Annotated in this window: 15 protein-coding genes; 4 read left to right on the top strand and 11 right to left on the bottom strand. The window is 69.1% G+C overall.

Annotated elements, in window-relative coordinates:
• Window positions 1–31: 31 nt before the first annotated feature.
• From PI246_RS10830 to modA, 5 genes are read right to left on the bottom strand one after another with little or no spacing between them, the layout of a single operon-like run.
• Complete coding sequence (locus PI246_RS10830) at window positions 32–1,171, bottom strand: serine hydrolase domain-containing protein (RefSeq protein ID WP_320551309.1); 1,140 nt, start codon at window positions 1,169–1,171, stop codon at window positions 32–34.
• Window positions 1,168–2,109, bottom strand: a complete 942-nt coding sequence (locus PI246_RS10825; RefSeq protein WP_320551308.1) for a lysylphosphatidylglycerol synthase transmembrane domain-containing protein — start codon at window positions 2,107–2,109, stop codon at window positions 1,168–1,170. The genes PI246_RS10830 and PI246_RS10825 overlap by 4 nt, the downstream gene beginning before the upstream one ends.
• Window positions 2,110–2,113: 4 nt before the next feature.
• Window positions 2,114–2,821, bottom strand: coding sequence for an ABC transporter ATP-binding protein (locus tag PI246_RS10820; protein ID WP_320551307.1), 708 nt, complete (start codon window positions 2,819–2,821; stop codon window positions 2,114–2,116).
• Complete coding sequence (gene modB, locus PI246_RS10815) at window positions 2,818–3,492, bottom strand: molybdate ABC transporter permease subunit (RefSeq protein ID WP_320551306.1); 675 nt, start codon at window positions 3,490–3,492, stop codon at window positions 2,818–2,820. The genes PI246_RS10820 and modB overlap by 4 nt, the downstream gene beginning before the upstream one ends.
• 3 nt (window positions 3,493–3,495) lie before the next feature.
• The gene (gene modA, locus PI246_RS10810) at window positions 3,496–4,245 is read right to left on the bottom strand and encodes a molybdate ABC transporter substrate-binding protein (RefSeq protein WP_320551305.1); all 750 of its coding nucleotides are present in this window, start codon (window positions 4,243–4,245) and stop codon (window positions 3,496–3,498) included.
• A gap of 187 nt (window positions 4,246–4,432) precedes the next feature.
• On the opposite strand from modA, the gene PI246_RS10805 reads away from it, so the two are divergent.
• Together PI246_RS10805 and PI246_RS10800 are read left to right on the top strand one after the other, a co-directional pair.
• On the top strand, window positions 4,433–4,795 hold the full coding sequence (locus PI246_RS10805; RefSeq protein ID WP_320551699.1) for a DUF2946 family protein: 363 nt from the start codon (window positions 4,433–4,435) through the stop codon (window positions 4,793–4,795).
• A gap of 45 nt (window positions 4,796–4,840) precedes the next feature.
• Window positions 4,841–7,129: a TonB-dependent receptor gene (locus PI246_RS10800; protein ID WP_320551304.1), complete on the top strand. Its 2,289-nt coding sequence runs from the start codon at window positions 4,841–4,843 to the stop codon at window positions 7,127–7,129.
• On the opposite strand, the gene lanKC is transcribed toward PI246_RS10800, so the two are convergent.
• From lanKC to PI246_RS10770, 6 genes are all read right to left on the bottom strand, one after another.
• Window positions 7,126–9,819, bottom strand: coding sequence for a class III lanthionine synthetase LanKC (gene lanKC / locus PI246_RS10795; protein WP_320551303.1), 2,694 nt, complete (start codon window positions 9,817–9,819; stop codon window positions 7,126–7,128). The genes PI246_RS10800 and lanKC overlap by 4 nt on opposite strands.
• A 157-nt stretch (window positions 9,820–9,976) precedes the next feature.
• A complete protein-coding gene (locus tag PI246_RS10790; protein WP_320551302.1) occupies window positions 9,977–10,108 on the bottom strand; it encodes a hypothetical protein in 132 nt (43 codons plus the stop codon).
• Between the two features lie 157 nt (window positions 10,109–10,265).
• Window positions 10,266–11,663 (bottom strand): sensor histidine kinase, encoded by a 1,398-nt coding sequence (locus PI246_RS10785; protein ID WP_320551301.1) that lies wholly within the window; start codon window positions 11,661–11,663, stop codon window positions 10,266–10,268.
• Window positions 11,664–11,676: 13 nt separating this feature from the next.
• Entirely contained in the window at window positions 11,677–13,050 is a 1,374-nt protein-coding gene (locus PI246_RS10780; RefSeq protein WP_320551300.1) for a sigma-54-dependent transcriptional regulator, read from the bottom strand.
• Between the two features lie 39 nt (window positions 13,051–13,089).
• Window positions 13,090–15,471 carry an ABC transporter permease gene (locus PI246_RS10775; protein ID WP_320551299.1) on the bottom strand — a complete coding sequence of 794 codons (2,382 nt, stop codon included), beginning with the start codon at window positions 15,469–15,471 and terminating at the stop codon, window positions 13,090–13,092.
• Window positions 15,468–16,199, bottom strand: a complete 732-nt coding sequence (locus tag PI246_RS10770; RefSeq protein ID WP_407069812.1) for an ABC transporter ATP-binding protein — start codon at window positions 16,197–16,199, stop codon at window positions 15,468–15,470. The genes PI246_RS10775 and PI246_RS10770 overlap by 4 nt, the downstream gene beginning before the upstream one ends.
• Window positions 16,200–16,534: 335 nt before the next feature.
• Here PI246_RS10770 and PI246_RS10765 point away from each other — a divergent pair, with 335 nt between their 5' ends.
• Together PI246_RS10765 and PI246_RS10760 are read left to right on the top strand one after the other, a co-directional pair.
• Window positions 16,535–17,344, top strand: a complete 810-nt coding sequence (locus PI246_RS10765) for a BUD32 family EKC/KEOPS complex subunit (protein ID WP_320551297.1) — start codon at window positions 16,535–16,537, stop codon at window positions 17,342–17,344.
• Window positions 17,345–17,395: 51 nt separating this feature from the next.
• On the top strand, window positions 17,396–20,257 hold the full coding sequence (locus PI246_RS10760) for a hybrid sensor histidine kinase/response regulator (RefSeq protein ID WP_320551296.1): 2,862 nt from the start codon (window positions 17,396–17,398) through the stop codon (window positions 20,255–20,257).
• Window positions 20,258–20,356 lie beyond the last annotated feature (99 nt).

Genomic DNA, 20,356 nt, shown 5'->3' with positions numbered 1-20,356 from the left:
GGGGGGGGGGACGGGGGGGAGGAGGCCTAGTCTACTCCTGCGCGCCGCGGAGCACGGCGCGGACGAAGGCTGCGCGATCGGCGGCCTGCGCGTCGTCGGTGGCTACCGGCCACGCGGCAAGCTGCACGATCACGAGGTGACGCGACGGATCGACGTGCAGCAGCTGGCCGAAAATGCCGATGCCGGCGTACGAGCCGTCGTCGTACGTCCACCACTGATAGCCATAACCCCGCCCCGGCACGCCGATATCCGCATGGCGCCGGGTCGCGTCGGCGAGCCAGCCGTCCGCGAGCACCGGATGGCCCGCGGCGATGCCGCCATCGAGCAGGAACTGGCCCATGCGCGCGTAGTCCGCCAGTGTGGCCGATACGCCGGAGCCCCCGGCTTCGGTACCGTCGACGGGGTCTTTCAGCCAGAGGGCATCGGCCGCCATGCCGTAGGGCTTCCATATTTTCTCGGAAAGGTAGTCGGCCAGGCGGCGGCCGGTGGCGCGCGTGACGAGGATGCCCGCGAGGTCGGTTTCGCCGGTCTTGTAGACCCAGCGCTCGCCCGGGGCGAACTCGCGCGGGAGCGCGGCCATGTAGGTCACCAGCAACGGCACCCCAGGCTGTCGCGGGCCCTCGTACATGCGTGCCACGTCGGACCCCGGGTCGGTGTAGTCCTCGTTCCAGCGCACCCCCGAGGTCATCGTGAGCAACTGACGCACGGTCACGTCGCGGTAGGCGCCCGCGGCGAGCTCGGGAAGATAACGGGTGACCTTGTCGTCGAGGCCATGCAGGCTGCCGTCGCGCAGCGCGGCGCCGACCAGCGTCGCCGTGAACGACTTCGCCACCGAGAACGACGTCCAGCGCGTCGTGGGCCCGGCCCCCAGGCCGTATCGCTCCAGCCGCACCCGGCCGTCCTGCAGCACCATGACGCCAGCCACGTGGTGCGCTCGCATGTAGTCGTCCAGCGAGCGGCCGTCGTCGAAACGCGGCCGCAGCGGGCGCCCCGCCGGCAGCGGATGCGCCGTGCCGTGGCGCACGACGTTGCTGGCGTAATGGGTTTGCATCTGGCGAAACGCCGCTTCGCGCTCGGCCTGGTTCCAGAACAGCACGTCGGTGCGACGCGCGTGGTGGGTGGCGCAGGCGCCCAGGAGCAAGGCGGCGGCGACGACGGCGTGGCGGATCATGCCTTGCCGCGTCGCCAGAGGATTTCGAACAGACCCACCGCCACGGACGACACCAGCGCCGGGCCGAGCCCGTAGATGACCCGGTACGCGAGCAGCGCGGCGAGGACCTGGGCGCGCTGCTCCTGGGGAAACGCGGCCAGCGTCAGGGCTTCGAACGCGCCGATGCCGCCGGGCGTGTTGCTGATGATGCCCGCGATGATCGCGCCCACGTAGATCGGGGCGAAGTCGAGGAAGCTTCCCGCGATCTCCGGCGGCACGAGGAAATACATCGCCGCGGTGGCACCGGTCATCTCCACCACGCCGAGCGCCATCTGCGTCGCGGCGGAACGGGCGGACGGCACGGGCGTGGAGAACTTCCACACACGCAACTCGTCGTGCATGCCCGCCAGCCAGCGCAGCAGCAGCACGAACAGCACGATCATGGCGCTGCCGAGCCATCGCCCCCAGCCGTCCGCAATGGAGGGCTCGAGCATCAGCGCCAGGCAGATGGTGGTGGCGAAGCCCATGCCCACGGCGAAACCGACCAACCCGACGACACGGGCGACGTCCGCCGCGCTCACGCCCACCCGCGACAGCATGCGATAGCGCACCGCCGTGCCGGTGATCGCGTGGAACCCGAGGGCGTTGGTGATGGCGTGGGTGGTGATGCCGGAGAAGATCTTCAGCTTCATCGGCACCTTGCCGGGCACCACGGTTTCGACCGCCATCACGTCGTAGGTCGCCAGGCAGCCCCAGCTGACCAGCGTGGAGGCGATGGACGCGAGCACGTGCCAACGCGGAATGCGGTCGATGGCCGCGCGCACGTCGTGCCACGCCATGCGCTCGATGTAGCGGTGCAGGAGAAACACCGCGCCGCCGACGAAAGCCAGGGTGACGGCGTATTTGGCTGCGCGGCGCGCGAGGGCGCGAGCGGCCGGTTTGTCGTGCGTCGCGCTCACCGCTTCACTCGTGACGGATCGAAGGCGCGCATGATCCCCCGCAGTCCCCTTCGCCACAAGTCACGCGGCCGTCACGGATCTGGATGGTGTGGCCCTCGAGCGCCTCGACGTCGGCGGGATCGTGCGTGATCACCACCAGTTGCAGGTCGAGCCGGGCCTGGAGCGTGCGCAGTTCGTCGCGCATGCGTGCGCGCAGCGCCGGGTCGAGCGCGGCGAAGGGTTCGTCGAGCAGCACGATGCGGGGCTCGGCGATCAGTGCCCGGGCCAGCGCCGCGCGTTGGCGTTGGCCGCCGGAGACCTGGCGTGGGTAGTGATCGGCCACCCCCTCCAGCCCGAAGGCGGCCAGCCAATGCGCGACGCGTGCGTCGCGATGGCGACGGCCCGGGTTCGCCCAGCCGCGCGCAAGGGCGAAACCCACGTTCTGCGCCACCGTCAGGTGCGGAAAGAGCGCGTAATCCTGGAAGACGTAGCCGACGTCCCGCGCGCGTGCGGGGATTCGCGTGTGCGCGTCGAACAGGGTGCGTCCGTCGATCCGCACGTGCCCCGCGTCGGGGGTGAGCAGTCCGGCGATGGCGCGCAGGGTGAGGCTCTTGCCGGCGCCGGACGGGCCGTAGAGCACGACGCGCCGGTGCGACGAGGCGAACGCCACGTCGAGGTCGAAGCGGCGCGCGGCGTCGCCCAGGGACAGGCGGATGGCGACGTCGACGCTCATGGGCGCGGCCGTTTCGCGTGGGGAGGCGCCAGCCAGCCGGCCAGCAGGAGGGCGGCCACGCAGGTGGCCGAGGTCACCCCCACGAGCAGGCCCGCGCCGGCGTCGTCGCCGGCACGCACCGCGGCGTAGATCGCCGTGGACAACGTCTGCGTGCGCCCGGGCAGGTTACCGGCGACGATCAACGTCGCGCCGAACTCGCCGATCGCGCGGGCGAACGCCAACAGGACACCCGATGTGATGCCGCGCGCGGCCAGCGGCAACGATACCCGGAAAAACACGGCCGGCTCGGTCAGTCCCAGCACGCGCGCCGCGCTTTCCAGTTGCGGGTCCACCGCCTCGAAGGCGGCGCGCGCAGCTTTCTGCACGAGGGGAAACGCCGCCAGGGCGGAGGCGATCACCGCGCCCTGCCAGGTAAACACCAGGTGGATACCCAGCCCGTCGAGCCAGCGGCCGACGACTCCGTGCCGCCCCAGCAGCACGAGCAGGTAGTAGCCCATCACCGTCGGCGGCAGCACCAGCGGCAGCGTCAGCACCGAATCGACCAGTTCACGCGCGGGCGAACGCCAGCGTGACAGGCCCCAGCCAGCCGCCACGCCCAGCACGAGGTTGATCGCCGTGGCCCAACCGGCGACCTTCAGCGACAGGAACAGCGGTGCCCAGAGATCGACCACGCGCTACCGGGGCGGGCCGAAGCCGAAACGGCGCAGGATGGCCGCGCCGTCGGCGGAAAGTACGAAGGCTTCGAAGGCCCTGGCCTCGGCGCCGTGGGCGGCGCCGTTCACCACGGCCAGGGGATAACGGATCGGGGCCGGCGTGGGCACGGTCGCGACCACCTTCACCCGGCCCTTCGCGATCGTCGCGTCGGTGGCGAAGACGAAGCCGGCCTCGACCTCGCCCCGTGACACGTAGTCGAGCCCCTGGCGAACGTTCTCGGCGAGCACGCTTTTGGCCGAAACGACGTCCCACAGGCCGAGTCGCTCAAGCGCCGCGCGCGTGTATCGGCCGGCCGGCACGGAGGCGGGGTCGCCGAAGGCCACGCGACGGACCGCGCCGTCGCGCAGGTCGGCGGGGCCGGCGATGGGCAACCGGCTATCCGCCGGGACGATCAGCACCAGCGCGTTGCTGGCGAAGTCGTTTCGGGTGGGCGGGTCCACCAGCGTCGCCGCGACCGCACGGTCCATGGCCTTCTCGTCGGCAGACGCGAAGACGTCGACCGGCGCGCCATTGTCGATCTGCTGCAACAGCACGTCGGAGGCGGCGAAGTTGAACACCACGTGCGTTCCCGGGTGACGCGCCTCGTAGGCCGTGCCGACCGCCTGGAAGGCGTCGGTGAGGCTCGCCGCGGCCGACACCACCAGATCGCCGGCGCAGGCCACGGCCGGCAGGCACCACAGGACGATCGGAAGAAGAGAACGCAGGCGCATGGGTCGATGCCGTGGGCAAAGTCGCCAGACTATATCGCGCGACGCGAAGGCCGGCTCACGACGCCGTGCGACACGGGCGACCGAAGGCGGCACGCGACACCGTGTCGCACCGTGTCGACGCGCGGCCGTGCCATCATCCCTGGACCCTGGTCCAGGGTCGTTGCAAGGGGACGCGTACGTGCGTCGTATGGCCGGACATCGCTGGTGGCGCTGGATGGCGGCTTTCGCCGTCTGGGTCGCCGTGCTCGCGCCGACCGTATCGCGCACGGCCCAATCGTGCGTGTTCCCCGAACTGTCCGCCCTGTGCGGGCAGGTCAGCGCCGGGCACGAGCACCACCATCGCCACGAAGGCGGCCACCACGACGACGGCGAGGGCGCCTGCGGCTACTGCACGCTGTTCGCCCGCACGCCCTCGCTGGGTGGCATGGTGGCGCTGCACCGCATGGCGTGCGTGGCCGCGCCGCCACCGGACGTGCGCCCCGTCACGCCCGGCTTCGTCACGCTCGCGTTCCCCCGCCCCCCGTCGCAGGGGCCTCCCGCCGTCGCCTGATCCCGATCGCCCGCCCCGATCCGACAACGACACGGAACCCTTGCCATGCCCATCTTTCCTTCCGACGGCCGCGTCCTCGCGCGCGCCATCGCCTGCGCCATCGGCGCCGGCGTCGTGCCCGCGCACGCCACCGACGACCCGCCGCGTCCCACCACCCTGCGCGAGGTGCGCGTGTCCGCCACCCGCCAGAACAGCGCGGTCGATCCCGACATGCCCTCCGCGGTGGAAACCGTCACCGCCCAGAAGCTCGACCGGCTCAACGTCGTCAACACCGAGGACGCGCTCCGCTATCTGCCCGCCTTTGGCATCCGCAAACGTTTCATCGGCGACGAGAACGCGACGTTCTCGGTACGCGGCACCAGCAACCAGCAGAGCGCGCGGGGCCTGGTCTATCTCGACGGCCAGCTGCTGTCCAACCTGCTCGGCAATACCTGGGGCACTCCCCCACGCTGGTCGATGGCCTTTCCCGAAAACCTCGCCCGCGTCGAGGTGCTCTACGGCGCCTATTCCGCGCTTTACCCGGGCAACGCCATCGGCGCCACGGTGCTGATGACCACCCGCATGCCCGACCGACTGGAAGTCACCGCCGACGTTCAGGGCTTTACCCAGCACGTGGACACCTACGGTGTGGACCGCGACTACGGCGGCAGCCGGCAGAGCGCCACGATCGGCGACCGCAGCGGCCGGTTCGCGTTCCTGCTCGGCGTGTCGCACCTTCAGTCGAACGGCCAACCGCTGGTCTATGCGACGCAGAACCGGGCGACCGCCACCGGTGCCGGGGTCGCCGTGAGCGGCGCCATCGGCGACACGGGCGCCAATGGCCTGCCGCGCGAGGTGTTGGGGATCAATGCCGAAGGCCAGGAGGCGACGAGCCAGGACGAGGCGCACCTGCGCCTGACCTACGACGTCACGCCCGACCTCACCGCGGCCGTGACCGCGGGCTACTGGAGCCAGGACCTCACTCACCGTACGGAAAGCTTCCTGCGCGATGCGTCCGGTCGTCCCGTCTATACCGGGCCGGTGACGATCGATGGCGCACGCTACGTGTTGCCGGCATCGTTCTTCGCGCCGAGCACGCGGCAAAGCCGCAACTACCTGTACGGCGCCTCGCTCGGCACGCATCGTCAGAGCGGCTGGAACATCGAAGGCAACGCGTCGTATTTCGACATGGACCGCAATCGTGACCGCGTCGCTTCGGCGGTCGGCGACGACGGCCCCGGCCTGCTCACGGCGGGCGACGGTAGCCGCTGGCGCACGTTCGACCTGCGCGCCAGCCACACGCCGGACACGCTCGACGCGAATACGCACGTGGTCAGCGTCGGATATCACTTCGACGGTTATCGCCTGCGCAACGCCAGTTTCGTTCTCCCCGACTGGCGCAACGGCCCCTCGACCGCCTTCACATCGGGCAATGGCGGCAGCACACAGACGCAGGCGTTGTACGTGCAGGATGCCTGGCAACTGGACGAACGCTGGCGCCTGACGGCCGGCGCGCGTTATGAGCAGTGGCGGGCGTTCGGGGGCGGACGCGCCACGGCCAGCGCGAGCACCGCCTACGCACCACGCAAGGAGTCACACACCTCGCCGAAGCTGTCGCTCACGTACGCGGCCAGCGATGCCTTGCTTTTGCGCCTCTCCGGCGCCCGCGCCTATCGCTTCCCCACGGTGAACGAGCTGTTCCAGGGCAGCTTCAACGGTATCGCGTTCATCAACAACGACCCGAACCTGAAGCCGGAAAACGACCTGTCCCGCGAGCTGTCGGCGGAGTGGTACCGGGACAACGGGGTTGCCCGCTTCACGGTCTACCGGAGCGACACGCGCAACACGTTGTTCAGCCAGACCGACACCACGGTGTTCCCCAACGTCACCAACGTGCAGAACGTGTCGCTGGTCCGGACCCGTGGCGCCGAGGCGAGCTACGACGGCACGGGCGTGGTGTGGTCGTGGCTCGACCTCACGGCGAACGCGGCCTATACGCAGGCGACGACGGTGCGCAATCCGCGTAATCCGGCCTCGGTGGGCAAGCAGTTCTATCGCATCCCCCGCTGGCGGGCGAACGTCGTGGCCACCTGGCACGCCGACCCGCGCACCACGGTCACGCTGGCGGGCCGGTATTCAGGCCGCCAGTACAACACGCTGGACCACAGCGACATCGATCCGGACACGTTCGGCGGGGCCAGCGCATTCCTCACGTTCGACGCCAAGGTGACGTGGCGTGCGACCGACCACGTGGAGCTAGGCGTCGGCGTGGATAACCTCACCGACCGCCGGTACTACGTCTATTACCCCTATCCGTCGCGCACCTACCTGGTGGAGGCGAAGTACCGGCTCTAGGCGGCCGCGATCGACGCATACGCCACGGATGGCATGTGCTCGTCGAGCATGAACGACGCCGCCCCGCCTCGCCAGAGGCGGTCGAAGAACGCCGCCACCCCGGCGCTTCCCGTGGCGAAGTCGCAGCTCAGTCGAACCAGTTCGGCACCGGGCACCGCGAGGCCACCCGGACGGCGCACAAGGAAGGGTTCGATGCCGCTGGCGACCCGGTGCGCCTCGCGGCGGTAGATCGACGCGCGGTCCGGGAGGTAAACGGCCAGGTCGAGCAGCACCTCGCCGATGCCGGCCAGCCCGTCGAAGCGGCCGGGGCTGATCGCGTGAGGACGAAACAGATCGGCGTCGGCGGCCATCACCATGTCGCGGTAACGCACGTCGCCGGTGACCGCGAGCATGCGTGCCGCCACGGCGACGACGCCCGCGGTGCCGCAGCGAAGATACGGTGTCACCGTGCCATGTCCCACCTGCAGGGGCCACGTGGGATCGCCGTCGGGGTTGAGGCGGCGCTGCGCGAAATCGTAGCGCAGCGCCTCGTGCGCGCCACGGATGTATTTCGGCTCGCCCGTCACAAGGTGCAGATGGAGAAGGAACAGCGCGATACCGGACGCTCCGTAGGCCAGCCCTACTGGTTGCCTGCCACCGGCGGGCCAGCGATAGCCCGCCGGGTCCTCCATCGCCGCCGCCAGCACGGCATCGCCGGCGCCGATGGCGTCACGCAGAAAGACGCCGTCGGCGGTTTCGTACCACGCCTTCACCCGGGCCAGGCCCCAACCGGCGCGTCCATCGTGCAAGCCATGCGGCTCGCCGTCGAACGAAGACGACTGCCGCAGCAGATCCGTGGCTTCGCCGGTCTTGCCGGCGTCGTAGAGCACCCAGGCGATGCCGCTGTCGCCCCCGGCAAGATTGGTGCCTCGCTGACGCGCCGAACGCGTGCCGGCGAGCAGGTAATCGACCAGCCCCTCGGGTGGGCTGCGCCGGCCGCGCAGGTACGCGTGGAGGATACCCGCGGCGCCGTGCGCGACGCCCCAGGGGTGGCTCTGGAAGATTTCCGCCCCAGCGGGCACGTAGCGGTCGGGTCGGGCTTCGGCGGCGCGCTCGTCGATGAACCGGAACAACTCGGGGGCTGGGTCACAGGCGGGAAGGTACGAGCCGCCGCGATGCGGCACCGGCGGGTTGCCCCCGTCCAGGTGCTCCACCGCGTCCCGAAGACACCGCATCGCGTCGGCCGGGCGCGGGCGCCGCGTGGGGTCGTCGGCCATCAGACCGAGGATCACCTCGCCGATTTCCACCGGATAGCCCATGTCGCGGACCATGCGGTGGGCGAAACGCGCCGCCGCATCGCGATCCAACGGCAGCATCGCGTTGATCGGCATCATCGCCGCGAGCAGGTTGGCGCCGAACGCATAGGCATCTTCGGCGCAGGCCTCCGCGTGGGTCCGTCGGCGTGGCGCGGCCGACGCGAATCCCGGCGTGCGCAGGTCCAGCGTGGTGTCCAGGCCGTCTTCGATGCAGGCTTCCAGGTCGATGATCCGCACGCGCCCGTCCGCGGCGACGATGCAGTTATGGAACGAGAGGTCGCCGATGGAAACGCCCACGTCGTGGACCCGCTGGATCGTGGTCGCCAGATGGCCCATGACCTTGCAGACGTCGTCGAGGAACGCCTTGACGTCCGCGCGCGTCGCGCGCGTCTTGATCCAGGGGTAGCGGCGCCCGAGCCAATGTCGCAGGGTGTCACCCTCCAGGTATTCCTCGACGAGGAAGGTGTGCTCCCACTCGCGGAAATGCGCCACCGGACGGGGCGCGACGCCGAGCGGCGCGAGCAGCCGCAGCAGCCGGAACTCCTTGCGCAGCGTCACCGTCGCGGCGTCGTGCCCGCCGATGTACGGGCGAGCTTCCTTGATGATGACCCGGCGGCCTTCGTCTAGGTCGTCCGCCACGTAGACGCCGCCCGCGGCCGAGAACGACAGAGCATGACGCACGCGAAAGCGTCCGCCGCCGAGGGCCCCGGGCGACGATGCGTCATCGCCGTCCGGAAACGGATCACGCAACCAGTCAGGCAAGCGAAAGCACGGCTGCCTGGCGTCGGGTTCGAGGGAGCCGTCGGGACGAGTCAGCATCCATTCGCTTCGCCCGTCGCTGCCGATCCGCGGCTCACCACGAATGCCGCCGTAGCGGTAATGCAGCACGAGCGAGTCGCGGTAGCGGCGATCGGTCAGCACGTAGGGCCCTGCGTAGCCGGACAGCGAGGCATGCAGGTCGTCCAGCACGCGGCGGAATTCGCCGACGTGCCGGGGATAGATGGTGATGAACTTGCCCGATCCGCCACGGGGCCAGCGTTTGCCGTTGATGTGGCCGAGCATCGTGGCATCGGCGGCGAACTTGAAGGGGATACCGTCGCTGACCAGCACGGCAGCCGTGATGGCCAACACCACGCGGGCCGTGGTGACCACCGACGACACGTGGATCTTCCATCCCTGCGCAGGCAGCGTCGCGTCTGACGGCATGCACTGCACCCAGACACCGCGGCGGCCAAGGTCCCACGTGCGCGAGCCGTTCGTCGCCTTGCCGTGCCGGCGCACGATGCGGCGCACGGTATCGATGAAATCGTCTTCGTTCACCGGCCGGTGGCCATGCGTCTCGAAGTAGTCTTGGTCGACGCCGGTGTATGGCAGCAGGTCGATCCGAGGTTCCATGACGAGCGATCCCTTTCCTGCGCGTGGCGAAAACCCAGTGCGCGGAAACGACCCGGACGTCGCCCCGCGCACCTTCGCCTCCCATGATTCGTCGGCGTCGCCGCCGGCCTCCGCCGGCGGTGTCGGCCCGGTCATCGTTCTTCAGGGCATGCCCGACTCACTCGTTGAGCGCGTCGACGTTTCCGAAGCAGCAGCTCGTCATGCTGCACGCACTGGGGTTGGTGACGTCCATGTGCGCACCCGCTTCCATGTCCTGTTGCAGCATCTGCAGGCAAAGTACCGTGTTCATGTCCTTAGTCTCCCTATTGACCGCGCGTTCCCGCGGGAAGTGCGGGGCGCGTCTGGATTGTCGACAGGCATGTCCTGCGGCCGCAATGCGGTGATGGCGCCCTATCGGCGAAATCAACGACTTTATGGATGTTTCTGGCAGCGCGTATCGATTCCGGTCACGCCGTCGTCCGGATATGGACACCCGTGTCCGCGAGCGGACGCTCCGGTGCCACCCGGGGAAGTCGCACGTTCGCCACGGCACCCGGCCCCTCCCTGCGCGGCACCAGGTCGACCTGCCCGCCATGGGCCTCGACGATGAGCCGGGTCAGGGTCAGCCCGATGCCGGAGCCCTGCGGCTTGGTGGTAAAGAACGGCACGAACAGGCCGTCGCTCGTCGGTAGCCCGATCCCTTCGTCAACGATGCACACCACGATCTGCTCGATGTCCACACGCCAGTCGATCCACACGCGGCCGCCGGTATCGAGGGTCGCCTCGACGGCGTTGCGTAGAAGGTTGATGAAGGCCTGGCCCAACTGGTCCTCGTCGCCACGGATCGTGACGGGCGCGGTGCCCGTGACGTCGATCGCGAGGCGGTGTTCCAGCCGCGCCAGGCGCGCGAGCGACTCGTCCAGGCGGAAGATCCGCTGTTGCAGCGGCGGCAACCGCGCCAGGCGCCCGTAGCCGGATAGGAAGCGCGCCAGCGAGCCCGCCCGGCGGCCGATGGCGTCGAGCCCCTCGCGGAGCACGTCCTTCGAGCCGTCGTCGTCCTCGATGTCGAGCATCACCGTCAGGCTCTCGGCGAGCGAACCGATCGGCGTCAGCGAATTGTTGAGTTCGTGGCTGAGCACGCGCAGCAGGCGCTGCCAGGCGCGGCGCTCCTCCTCGCTGAGGGCGGCGCTGAGGTCGTGCAACATCACCATGGTGTGCTCGCGACCCTCGCTGTGCCACACGGCGCGACGGACGGCCCAGCGCCCCGATGCCGTGGCGAACTGGTGTTGGAGGATGGTGTCGTCGGGCACCGCCAGCACCGGTTCGAGACCGAGCCGGGCGACGTCCTGGCCGATGAGCCCGCCACGATCGCCCGCCAGCAGGCGGCGCCCCGCGGGATTGACCAGGCGCAGGCGATGCTCGTCGTCGATCACGAACACCGCGCTGTTGAGCGCCACCAGGGTCTTGCCCAACAGCCGCGAGGCCTCGGTGCGCTTGCGCCGGCCCGCCCGCAGGTCGTCCGAGAGCAGGTTTACGTGGGCGACGAGCCCCTGAAGGGGACTGGGGCCCTTCGGCTCGTGGCCGCGCAGCCCGTAGTCTCCCTCGCGCAGCGAGGCGAGCAACGCGAAGACCGTGTCGAGGGTGAACAGCAGGTGCCGGCCGAGGATGCGCGCCATGATGCCCATGCCTGCCAGGCCGCCCAGGCCGATCAAGAGACGGGTGGAGAACGGCGCATCGTCCTGGATGACCAGCACGGCAAGCGCGGCCACGCCCGGGGCGACGAGCCATGCCGCCCACAGGAGAGCCCGACGACGCACCCGGGCGGGATTCGCCTCCGGCTCGGACAGCTTCGGGTAGCCCTTCATGGCGCCGGCACGCTCAATGGGCCTGTTCGAAATGGTTTTTCGAGCGTTGCTTTTCCAGGCGGCGGTACAACGCCTGGCGCGAGATGCCGAGCGCTTCGGCGGCGCGCTGCAGGTTGTTGTCGTAACGCTCCATCGCGTTGCGCACGAGCATCGCCTCGGCGTCCGGCAACGTGAGCCTGTCCAGCACCAGGGGCAGGTCCGCCTCCCGGCTCAGCGCCAGATCGACGGCGTCGATTTCCTTCTGGGCCGACAGCAGCACGGCCCGTTCCACCGCGTGTTCCAGCTCGCGCACGTTGCCTGGCCAGGCATAGGTACGCATGGCCCGCTCCGCCGACGGCGCGAACGCCATCGCGTCGCGACCCAGCCGGCGGCACTCGCGCAGCATGAAATGGCGCGCGAGCGGCACGATATCCTCGACACGCTCGCGCAACGGCGGCAGGCGCACCTGCATCGCATTGAGCCGGTAGAGCAGGTCGCGACGGAAGCGGTGGGTCCGGATGGCCGCCTCAAGGTCGGCGTTGCTCGTCGACACCACGCGCACGTCCACCCGGCGCGTGCGCGTGGAGCCGCTGCGCTCGAGTTCGCCTTCTTCGATCACGCGAAGCAGTTTGATCTGGTTGAACAGGGCGATGTTTCCCACCTCCTCCAGCACCAGCGTGCCACGATGGGCCAGCTCGAAACAGCCGGGCCGCGACGTGGGCCGTTCCTCGCCGAACATGTCGTCGGCAAAACGCGATTCGGGCAGGCTGCCCATGTCCACCCGGATGAGCGGCTCTTCCACCCGTGGCGAGAGCGCGTGAAGTTCGCGCGCGAACAGGGATTTTCCGGTGCCGTTCTCGCCGAGCAGGAGCACGTTGGAGTCGCCCTTGGCGACGCGGGAGATCAGTTCCACCACGTGGCGCATCGACGACGACTCGCAGATGCGCAGCACGTCGGACGATTGCCGCGAGAGGGACGCCTCATAGCGCAGCCGCCGGTTTTCCTCGCGCATCTCGCGCAGGGCCATCTGGGCGCGCACGGTATGCATCATCCGCGCGTTGCTCCATGGCTTTTCGATAAAGTCGGCCGCGCCCAGGCGCATCGCCTTAACGGCCAGGTCGATGCTGCCCCACGCGGTCATCACGATCAGCGGGAGCTCGGGCGCCTCTTCGCGCAACCGGCCGACCAGGGCCAGGCCTTCCTGGCCGGAGGTGGTGTCAGCGGTGTAGTTGAGGTCGAGCACCGCGCAGGAGAATTCCCTGCGACTGACGGCCTCCAGCGCCGCTGCAGGCGATTCGACGTCGATCGATGGCACCTGTTCCGAACGAAGCAGCACCCGCATCGCGAGGCGTACGTCGGGATGATCGTCGACGACGAGAACAGGCAGTGGTGTGTCCTGCGGCGTCATGGGTGCTCCTTCGGACCGTGAAGTGGAAAGGTGCAAGGGTCATGCTCCGTGGATGGCGTGAAGCGGATCGATCCGCGCGGCGCGCCACGCGGGGATGACGCTGGCGATCACGGCCACCGCGAGCATAGCGACGCATGCCGGCACGGCGACCTCCAGCTGGATATGCAGCATCGTCTGCAAGGGACTGCGATGCGCCAGCAGCGTGCATCCCATGCCAAGCAGCGTGCCGATCATCGCCACCGCGACGTTTCGCGCCAGGACGATCATGGCCAGGTCCATCGGCGTGGCGCCGAGGGCGCCATGGACCGCGTAGTCACGGCGGCGGGACATCACGTCGACCGACTCGCTCGAATACAAACCGATGCAGGCCAGGAACATGGCGAACAGCGCGAGGATGGCGGAGATCACCGCGTCGCGCCGGAAGCCCGCCATCACCTGCCGCGCATCGTCGCGCATGGATCGCGCGTGGGCCACCGCGACGAACGGGGCGGTCCGGTGCAGTTCGCGGGACGCCGTCTCCATGGAGAGGCCTTCGGCATCGGGGCCGCGGACGATCACGTACATCGGCATGTACAGACGCACGAAATCGAAGGAACTTTCCCAGGCTTGCGCCAGCGGAATAAAGACGGTCGGCTCCGGAGGACGGCCCGGACCGGCATGGCGGGTATCGGCCACCACGCCGACGATACGCAGGGGAGCGTTCGGAGACAGGCGCGAGGCGGGCCATACCTCGTCGCCGACGCCACCTGAGCCGAATGTCTTCAGGTAGGCCTCGTTGACCATCGCCACACGACCGGCCCCGCCCACGTCACCGGCATCGAAGTGGCGCCCCGACAAAAGGCGCAGGCCCATGGCCTGCAGCGCGCCCGGCGTGGCCAGGCCGTATTGCGCGTAGTAGGTCGAGCCATCCGGCAGCGCGAACGGCATCACGAAGCTGCCGCTGCCCGGCAGGTGGTTGGACATCCCGGCATATCGGATGCCTCGTTGCGCGAGCAACCGGCCGGAGAACTCGCCAAACAACGCGTTCACATCGACCACCGTGGGAAACTGCGCATCGTCGGCCTTGATTTCGAAGACCTGCGCCTGTGCGGTATCGAACCCCATCGGCACGTGTTCGAGATCCCACCAGCGCGTGATGACGCCAATGCTCCAGGCGAGCAGCATGACGGCGATGGCCGTTTGCACCACGTTCATGACGCGCCGCGCATGCCGACCCGTCTTCGTGCCGAAGGCGCGGCCGGAGGCAAATCGCTCGCGAAACAGCACGCCGGAGGTTTCGTGGACCGATCCCCCCACGACGGCAACCGCCAGGGTCACCAGCGCCAGGGCGATGCCGAACACCCAGGCGTGCCAGTCGAACGCGATCGCGTCGTGGGAAATGAGCCATTCGGCCGGCAGCAGGCTGGCGAAGACGTGGGCGACGACGTTTCCCGTCGACAACCCCGCCGCGACCGCTAGTATGCCGACCAGCAGTGCTTCGCCGACCGCCGGTATCCACGGACGCCAGCCGCGCGCGCCGAGCGCGATGCGCAGCGCGGTGCCATGCGAGCGCGCCACCGCGCGTATCAGCAGAAGGCTGGACAGATTCAGGCCCGCGATGGCCATCACCGCCAGGGCGCAACTAAAGAACAGCAGCACCGTCGGCCTGGCCAGGCCCGTGACCTGATCGTCCAGCCACGTCGCGCCGTAGAAGGGCAGCCGGTCGGGACCGATCCTCAGGGCCGCGGCATGCGCCGCCGCCACCGCGTGGACATGGTCGGAAAACGCTCGTTCGCCGACACCTGGGCGCAGGCGCGCCACCGCGGTCATGTTCTGGGCGTTGTCGGCGGCATGGGGAGCAAGGTGCAACGGCAGAAAGAGGTCCACATCGGTGAACAGCCGGTAGTCGGGGCTCAGCACGCCGCGGATCATGGTGGGCCTTCCGTTGACGGTGATCCGGGTGCCGATCGCACGGAGATCGGCGTGCAACATGCGCCGCCAGAACCCATGGGAAACCACCGCCTCGTCAGGGGCGCCGGAGAGGCCCTCGCCCGCTTCGGGCGACACGCCCAGTGTCGGCAGGAAGCCGGCGTCCATCCGTTGCGCGCTCGCCAGCACGACATTCCCCGCGACGTCGGCGTTTACCGACTCGGGCAGCCGCGCGATGCCGCGCGACTCGATCTGAGCAGGCATGCCTACGTCATCGAAAAACATCGGCGAGGCGTAACGCACCGGGCCACCCGGCGAATGCTCGCCGTAAAGCACCACCCTGGCGTGGTCGGGAAACGGCGGGCGATGCAGCACGAGGCTGTCGACCAACGCGAACGCCCCGGTCGCCGCCGCGACACCAAGGCCGAGGTTGAGCGCGGCGACCGCGAGGAAGCCCGGGTAGCGGGCCAGCACACGCCACGCATGGAGGATGCCGGGAATGCCTCCCTTCAAAAGAGCGGCTCCTCGGCCCGCACCTCGCCCAGGCCACACTCTGCCTCGTGTTTGAGTTGCCGATAGGTGCTTTCGTCGACCACCTGCCCGTCGAGCAGCCGGATCACGCGGTCGGCGACGAAACCGAAGCGTTCGTCGTGGGTCACCATGCAGATGGTGTGGCCGGCCTTGTGCAGGCGATCGAGCAGGCCCATGACGATCTCGCCGTTGCGCAGGTCGAGGTTGCCGGTGGGTTCGTCGGCGAGCAGGATCGCCGGCTCGCCGGCGAGGGCCCGCGCGACGGCAACCCGCTGCTGCTGGCCACCCGACAGCTGCGCGGGAAACTGATTCATCCGATGCGCGAGTCCGACGCTGGCCAGCGCCTCCGCCGTCCGCTGCATTCGTTCCTTGCGGCCCATGCCGTCGCGATAGGTCAGCGGCAACTCCACGTTTTGCGCCACGGTGAGGTCGCCGATGAGGTTGAACGACTGGAAGACGAAACCAATGTGCCGGTTGCGCACCATGGCCCTCGCCTGGCGACCGAGCCCCGTCACGGCATGCCCCAGCACGCGAAGCTCGCCATGACTGGGCGAGTCGAGCAGGCCCATCAACGATAGCAGGGTCGTCTTGCCACAACCGGAGGGCCCGGCGATCGACACGAACTCGCCTTGCCGGATCTCCAGGTGGATGTCGGTCAGCACGTGGTTTTCGATGGCACCGGCACGGAACACCTTACCGATGCCGCTCATCTCCACGATGGCGGCGGGGGGATCGAGTGACACGGAGGCCTCGAACGAGGGGTGGGAAAGGTGTAGTCGAAGCCTACGACGCGTAGTGCGCGTTGTCGTCGCCATGGGCAACGCGATGCGCATGGATTTGCGCACTGTTGCCGGAAATGCCCAGCGATGGAGGCGGCGGCCGCGGTCGGCGAGGGGTTACCCCGGGATCTTCCCGATTCGCGCACTAAGCGGAAACTAAGCTTACAATAGGCGCAGGGGGGAGGACGCGGTCACCCCGCCGCGGTGTTTGGGCAGGCCGACCGCCATGCGATGCGCGGTGGCGTGGCCCGCATTGGAGACTCCCCATGGTGCAGAAATTTTCGTTGGGCGGCCGCGCCGCCTGGCTCAAGCGATACGATTCCGATGGCTGGTTCCGCCCCGCCGCGACGCGCGCGTGGAACCGCCTTGCCGCCCGCCTGGACCTGGCCGCGCTGCGTTCTCCGCCACGGTATGCCGGGGAGGCGGCCAAGGGGCTCGAATGGCGACGCCTCGAGGCGCTTCGCGCATGCGGCGCCCCCGTGCCGCGGGTGCTCGGCGACGGCCCCCGCAGCCTTATCCTCAGTGACATGGGCCCCACCCTGGCCCACCGGCTCAAGCGCCTGAAGAGCGCGAACGATGCCGACATGCTCGTGCGCCAGACGGCGCACGCCATCGGCCGGCTGCATCGCCAGGGCGGTTACCTGGGCCAGGCCGTCGCGCGCAACATCACTGTGGGCGACGGTGGCGTGGGCTTCATCGACTTCGAAGAAGATCCCAGCGAAATCATGAGCCTCGCCCAGGCCCAGGCGCGCGACTGGGTGCTCTTCACGACCGGCGTGGGACCCTACTTCACCGATCGCGTGGACACACTCGGGGCACTGATCCGGGAGCAGGCCCTCCAGGCCGAACCCGCGGTGGCCGACGAGGTGCAGCGCATCGCACGACGCCTCGGGGCCCTCGAACGCGTCGGGCGCTTCTTTGGCCGCAAGGCCGCAGCACTGGGAGCGGCCGTGGGCGCGATGCGCAAGGGGTTCAGTCTCGTCATGCTCGGCACCCTGCTGGGCGACCTGTTGGGCGATGGCGACCTCGATCTGTGGATCGTCGCTGTTCGCATCCTGGAAGAATCCGTTACGTAAACATGTCAGCGCGCTACCATCGCCGACCATGTGCCCGCCCTGGTCCGCCGCATGCCCCTGCCGACACCCGATCTACCCTGGTTTCTCCCGCCCGACCGAGAGCTGAGCCGGCTGATCGCCGGCTTTGACTGGCCGTCGACGCCGCTCGGTCCGATCGAAGGCTGGCCGTCGGCGCTGCACCACGCGCTGGCCCTCATGTTGCGCTCCGAAGCACCGATGATGCTGCTCATGGGCGACCAGGGCGTGATGCTTTACAACGACGCGTATCGCAGCGTGGCCGGGCTGCGCCATCCCCAGGTGCTCGGCCGGTCGGTGCTGGAGGGCTGGCCGGAGGTCGCGGACTTCAACCGCGAGGTGCTCGCCACCGTGAGGGCCGGCGGCACCCTCTCCTATCGCGACCAGCACGTGGTGCTCAACCGCACCGGCGAGCCCGAGGATGTCTGGCTGCACCTGGACTACAGCCCGCTGGCCGATGACCACGGCGCGGTCGCTGGCGTGTTCGTGCTTGTGAAGGAGACCACCCAGCGCGTTGCCGTGGCCCAACGCCTGAGCATCGCGCAGCGCGCTGGGGGCGTCGGCACCTTCGAATGGTTTCCCGAAACCGGCCGGCTGGAAGTGTCGGACGAATACCGATGCATCTGGGGGTTGCCCGCCGAGGGGCCCGTGACCGATGCGATGCTGATCGCCCTGCTCCACCCCGACGACCGGCACCAGGTCGCGACCCGACGGTTGGACCAGGCCAATCCCCTGGATTACGCGGAATACCGGCGGGTGGACGCGCAGACCGGGGAGGTGCGCTGGATCGCCCGGCGCGGCGAAGTGGTGACCCACGCGTCTCGCGCGCGACGTCGCTATCTGGGCATCGCGATGGACATCACCGACCGCAAGCTCGCCGAGGACGCCGTCCGCGCCAGCGAGCGGCGTTGGCGCGCCCTCTTCGAGCAGATGCACGAGGGCTTTTTCATCGGCGAGGTCTGCCGCGACGCCGATGGCGCCGTGGTCGACGTCACGATGAGCGAACTCAACCCCGCTTTCGAGCGGCAGACCGGTATCCCCGTGGCCGAGGCCAGTGGACGCCGTCTTCGCGACATCGTGCCGGATATCGGCGACGACGTGATCGAGCGATGCGCGGCCGTGGTCGACGGCGGGCGCTCCGAGGAGTTCGAAGTGCGCCTGGCCTCGCTGGGCGACCGCTGGTACGAGGTCCGCGTGCGTTCGGTGGGTGACGACCGCTTCGGCGCGTTGTTCGTCGACATCTCCTCGCGCAAGGCCGCCGAGGCCGAACTCGCCACGCTGGCCGCCACCCTGCAGGAGCACGTCGCCCAGCGCACCAGCGAGCTGCTGCGCACCCAGGACGCCCTGCGCCAAAGCCAGAAGATGGAAGCCATCGGCAACCTCACCGGTGGCGTGGCGCACGACTTCAACAACCTGCTCCAGGTCATCAGCGGCAACCTCCAGCTGCTGGGCGAGGACGTCGCGGGCAACGACCGCGCCCGTCGCCGCGTGTCCAACGCGATGGCAGGCGTCGCGCGCGGCTCCAAGCTGGCCGCGCAGCTGCTCGCCTTCGGCCGCCGCCAGCCGCTGGCGCCCAAGGTGGTGAACATCGGCCGCTTCATCCGCGGCATGGACGACCTGCTGCGGCGCACGCTCGGCGAGGCCATCGAGATCGAGACCGTGGTCGCCGGCGGCCTGTGGAACACGCTGATCGATCCAGGCAACATCGAAAACGCCCTGCTCAACCTGGCGATCAACGCGCGCGACGCGATGGAGGGCCAGGGCCGTCTCACCATCGAGGCGAGCAACGCGTGGCTCGACACGAACTACGTCGACGCCCACGATGAGGTCAACGCCGGTCAATACGTGCTGCTCGCGGTTACCGACACCGGCCACGGCATCGAGCCGGGCATCGTCGACAAAGTGTTCGAACCGTTCTTCACCACCAAGCCCGAAGGACGCGGCACCGGCCTGGGCCTGTCGATGGTCTACGGTTTCGTGAAGCAGTCCGGCGGCCACATCAAGGTCTACAGCGAGCCGGGCCAGGGCACCACCGTGAAGCTTTACCTGCCCCGCACCACCCAGTCCGAAGACGTGGTGGTCGACGTCGACTCCGGACCGGTCACCGGCGGCAGCGAAACCATCCTCGTGGCCGAAGACGACGACGCCGTGCGCGAAACGGTCGTGGCGATGCTCGCCGACCTCGGCTACCGGGTGCTCAAGGCCCGCGATGCCGAGAGCGCGTTGACCATCGTCGACAGCGGCATACCGATCGACCTGCTGTTCACCGACGTGGTGATGCCCGGTCCGCTCAAGAGCACGGGCCTGGCACGCAAGGCATGCGAACGCCTGCCGGGCATGGCCGTGCTGTTCACCTCGGGCTACACCGAAAACTCCATCGTGCATGCGGGCCGGCTCGACGAAGGCGTAGAGCTGCTGAGCAAGCCCTACACGCGTGAAACCCTGGCCCGGAAGCTGCGCCAGGTGTTCCTGGCCCAGGCCCAGCGCAATGCCGCGGCGCCCGCGCCCACGGCGGCGGCGGCCGCGGCCCGCCTGCCGCGCAACGTGCGCGTGCTGGTGGTCGAAGACGACTGGCTGGTGCGCACCACGGTGGTGGAAATGCTCCAGCTGCGCGGCCACGAGGTACGCGAAGCGGCCGACGGCCCGCGCGCGCTCGAACTGCTCGCCGAACGCCCGGCCGATCTGGTCATCTGCGACATCGGCCTGCCCGGCATGTCCGGCACCGAGCTGGTCGAGCACGCGCGCGAATCGTTCCCCGAACTGCGGGTGATCTACGCGACCGGCCATGCGTACGCCATCGGAGTGGCGGGCGATCCGCGCACGGCGGTGCTGACCAAGCCGTACGGCTCCGAAGCTCTGGCCGAAGCGATCGCCAAGCTCTTTCCGTCGGCCCCTTGAAGCGCTTGGCGCGCAACGACGTAATCGTTTTCGCGTAACGTCATTTACATGCCCACGGGCGGCGTGGCAGCCGGTATGCTAGCCCGCCGCCCCACGTCC

This window comes from Luteibacter sahnii, from assembly GCF_034063545.1.
Classification (GTDB): domain Bacteria; phylum Pseudomonadota; class Gammaproteobacteria; order Xanthomonadales; family Rhodanobacteraceae; genus Luteibacter; species Luteibacter sahnii.
Note: the sequence above shows the minus strand (reverse complement) of the source record. Positions and strands in the feature narration are given on the sequence as shown.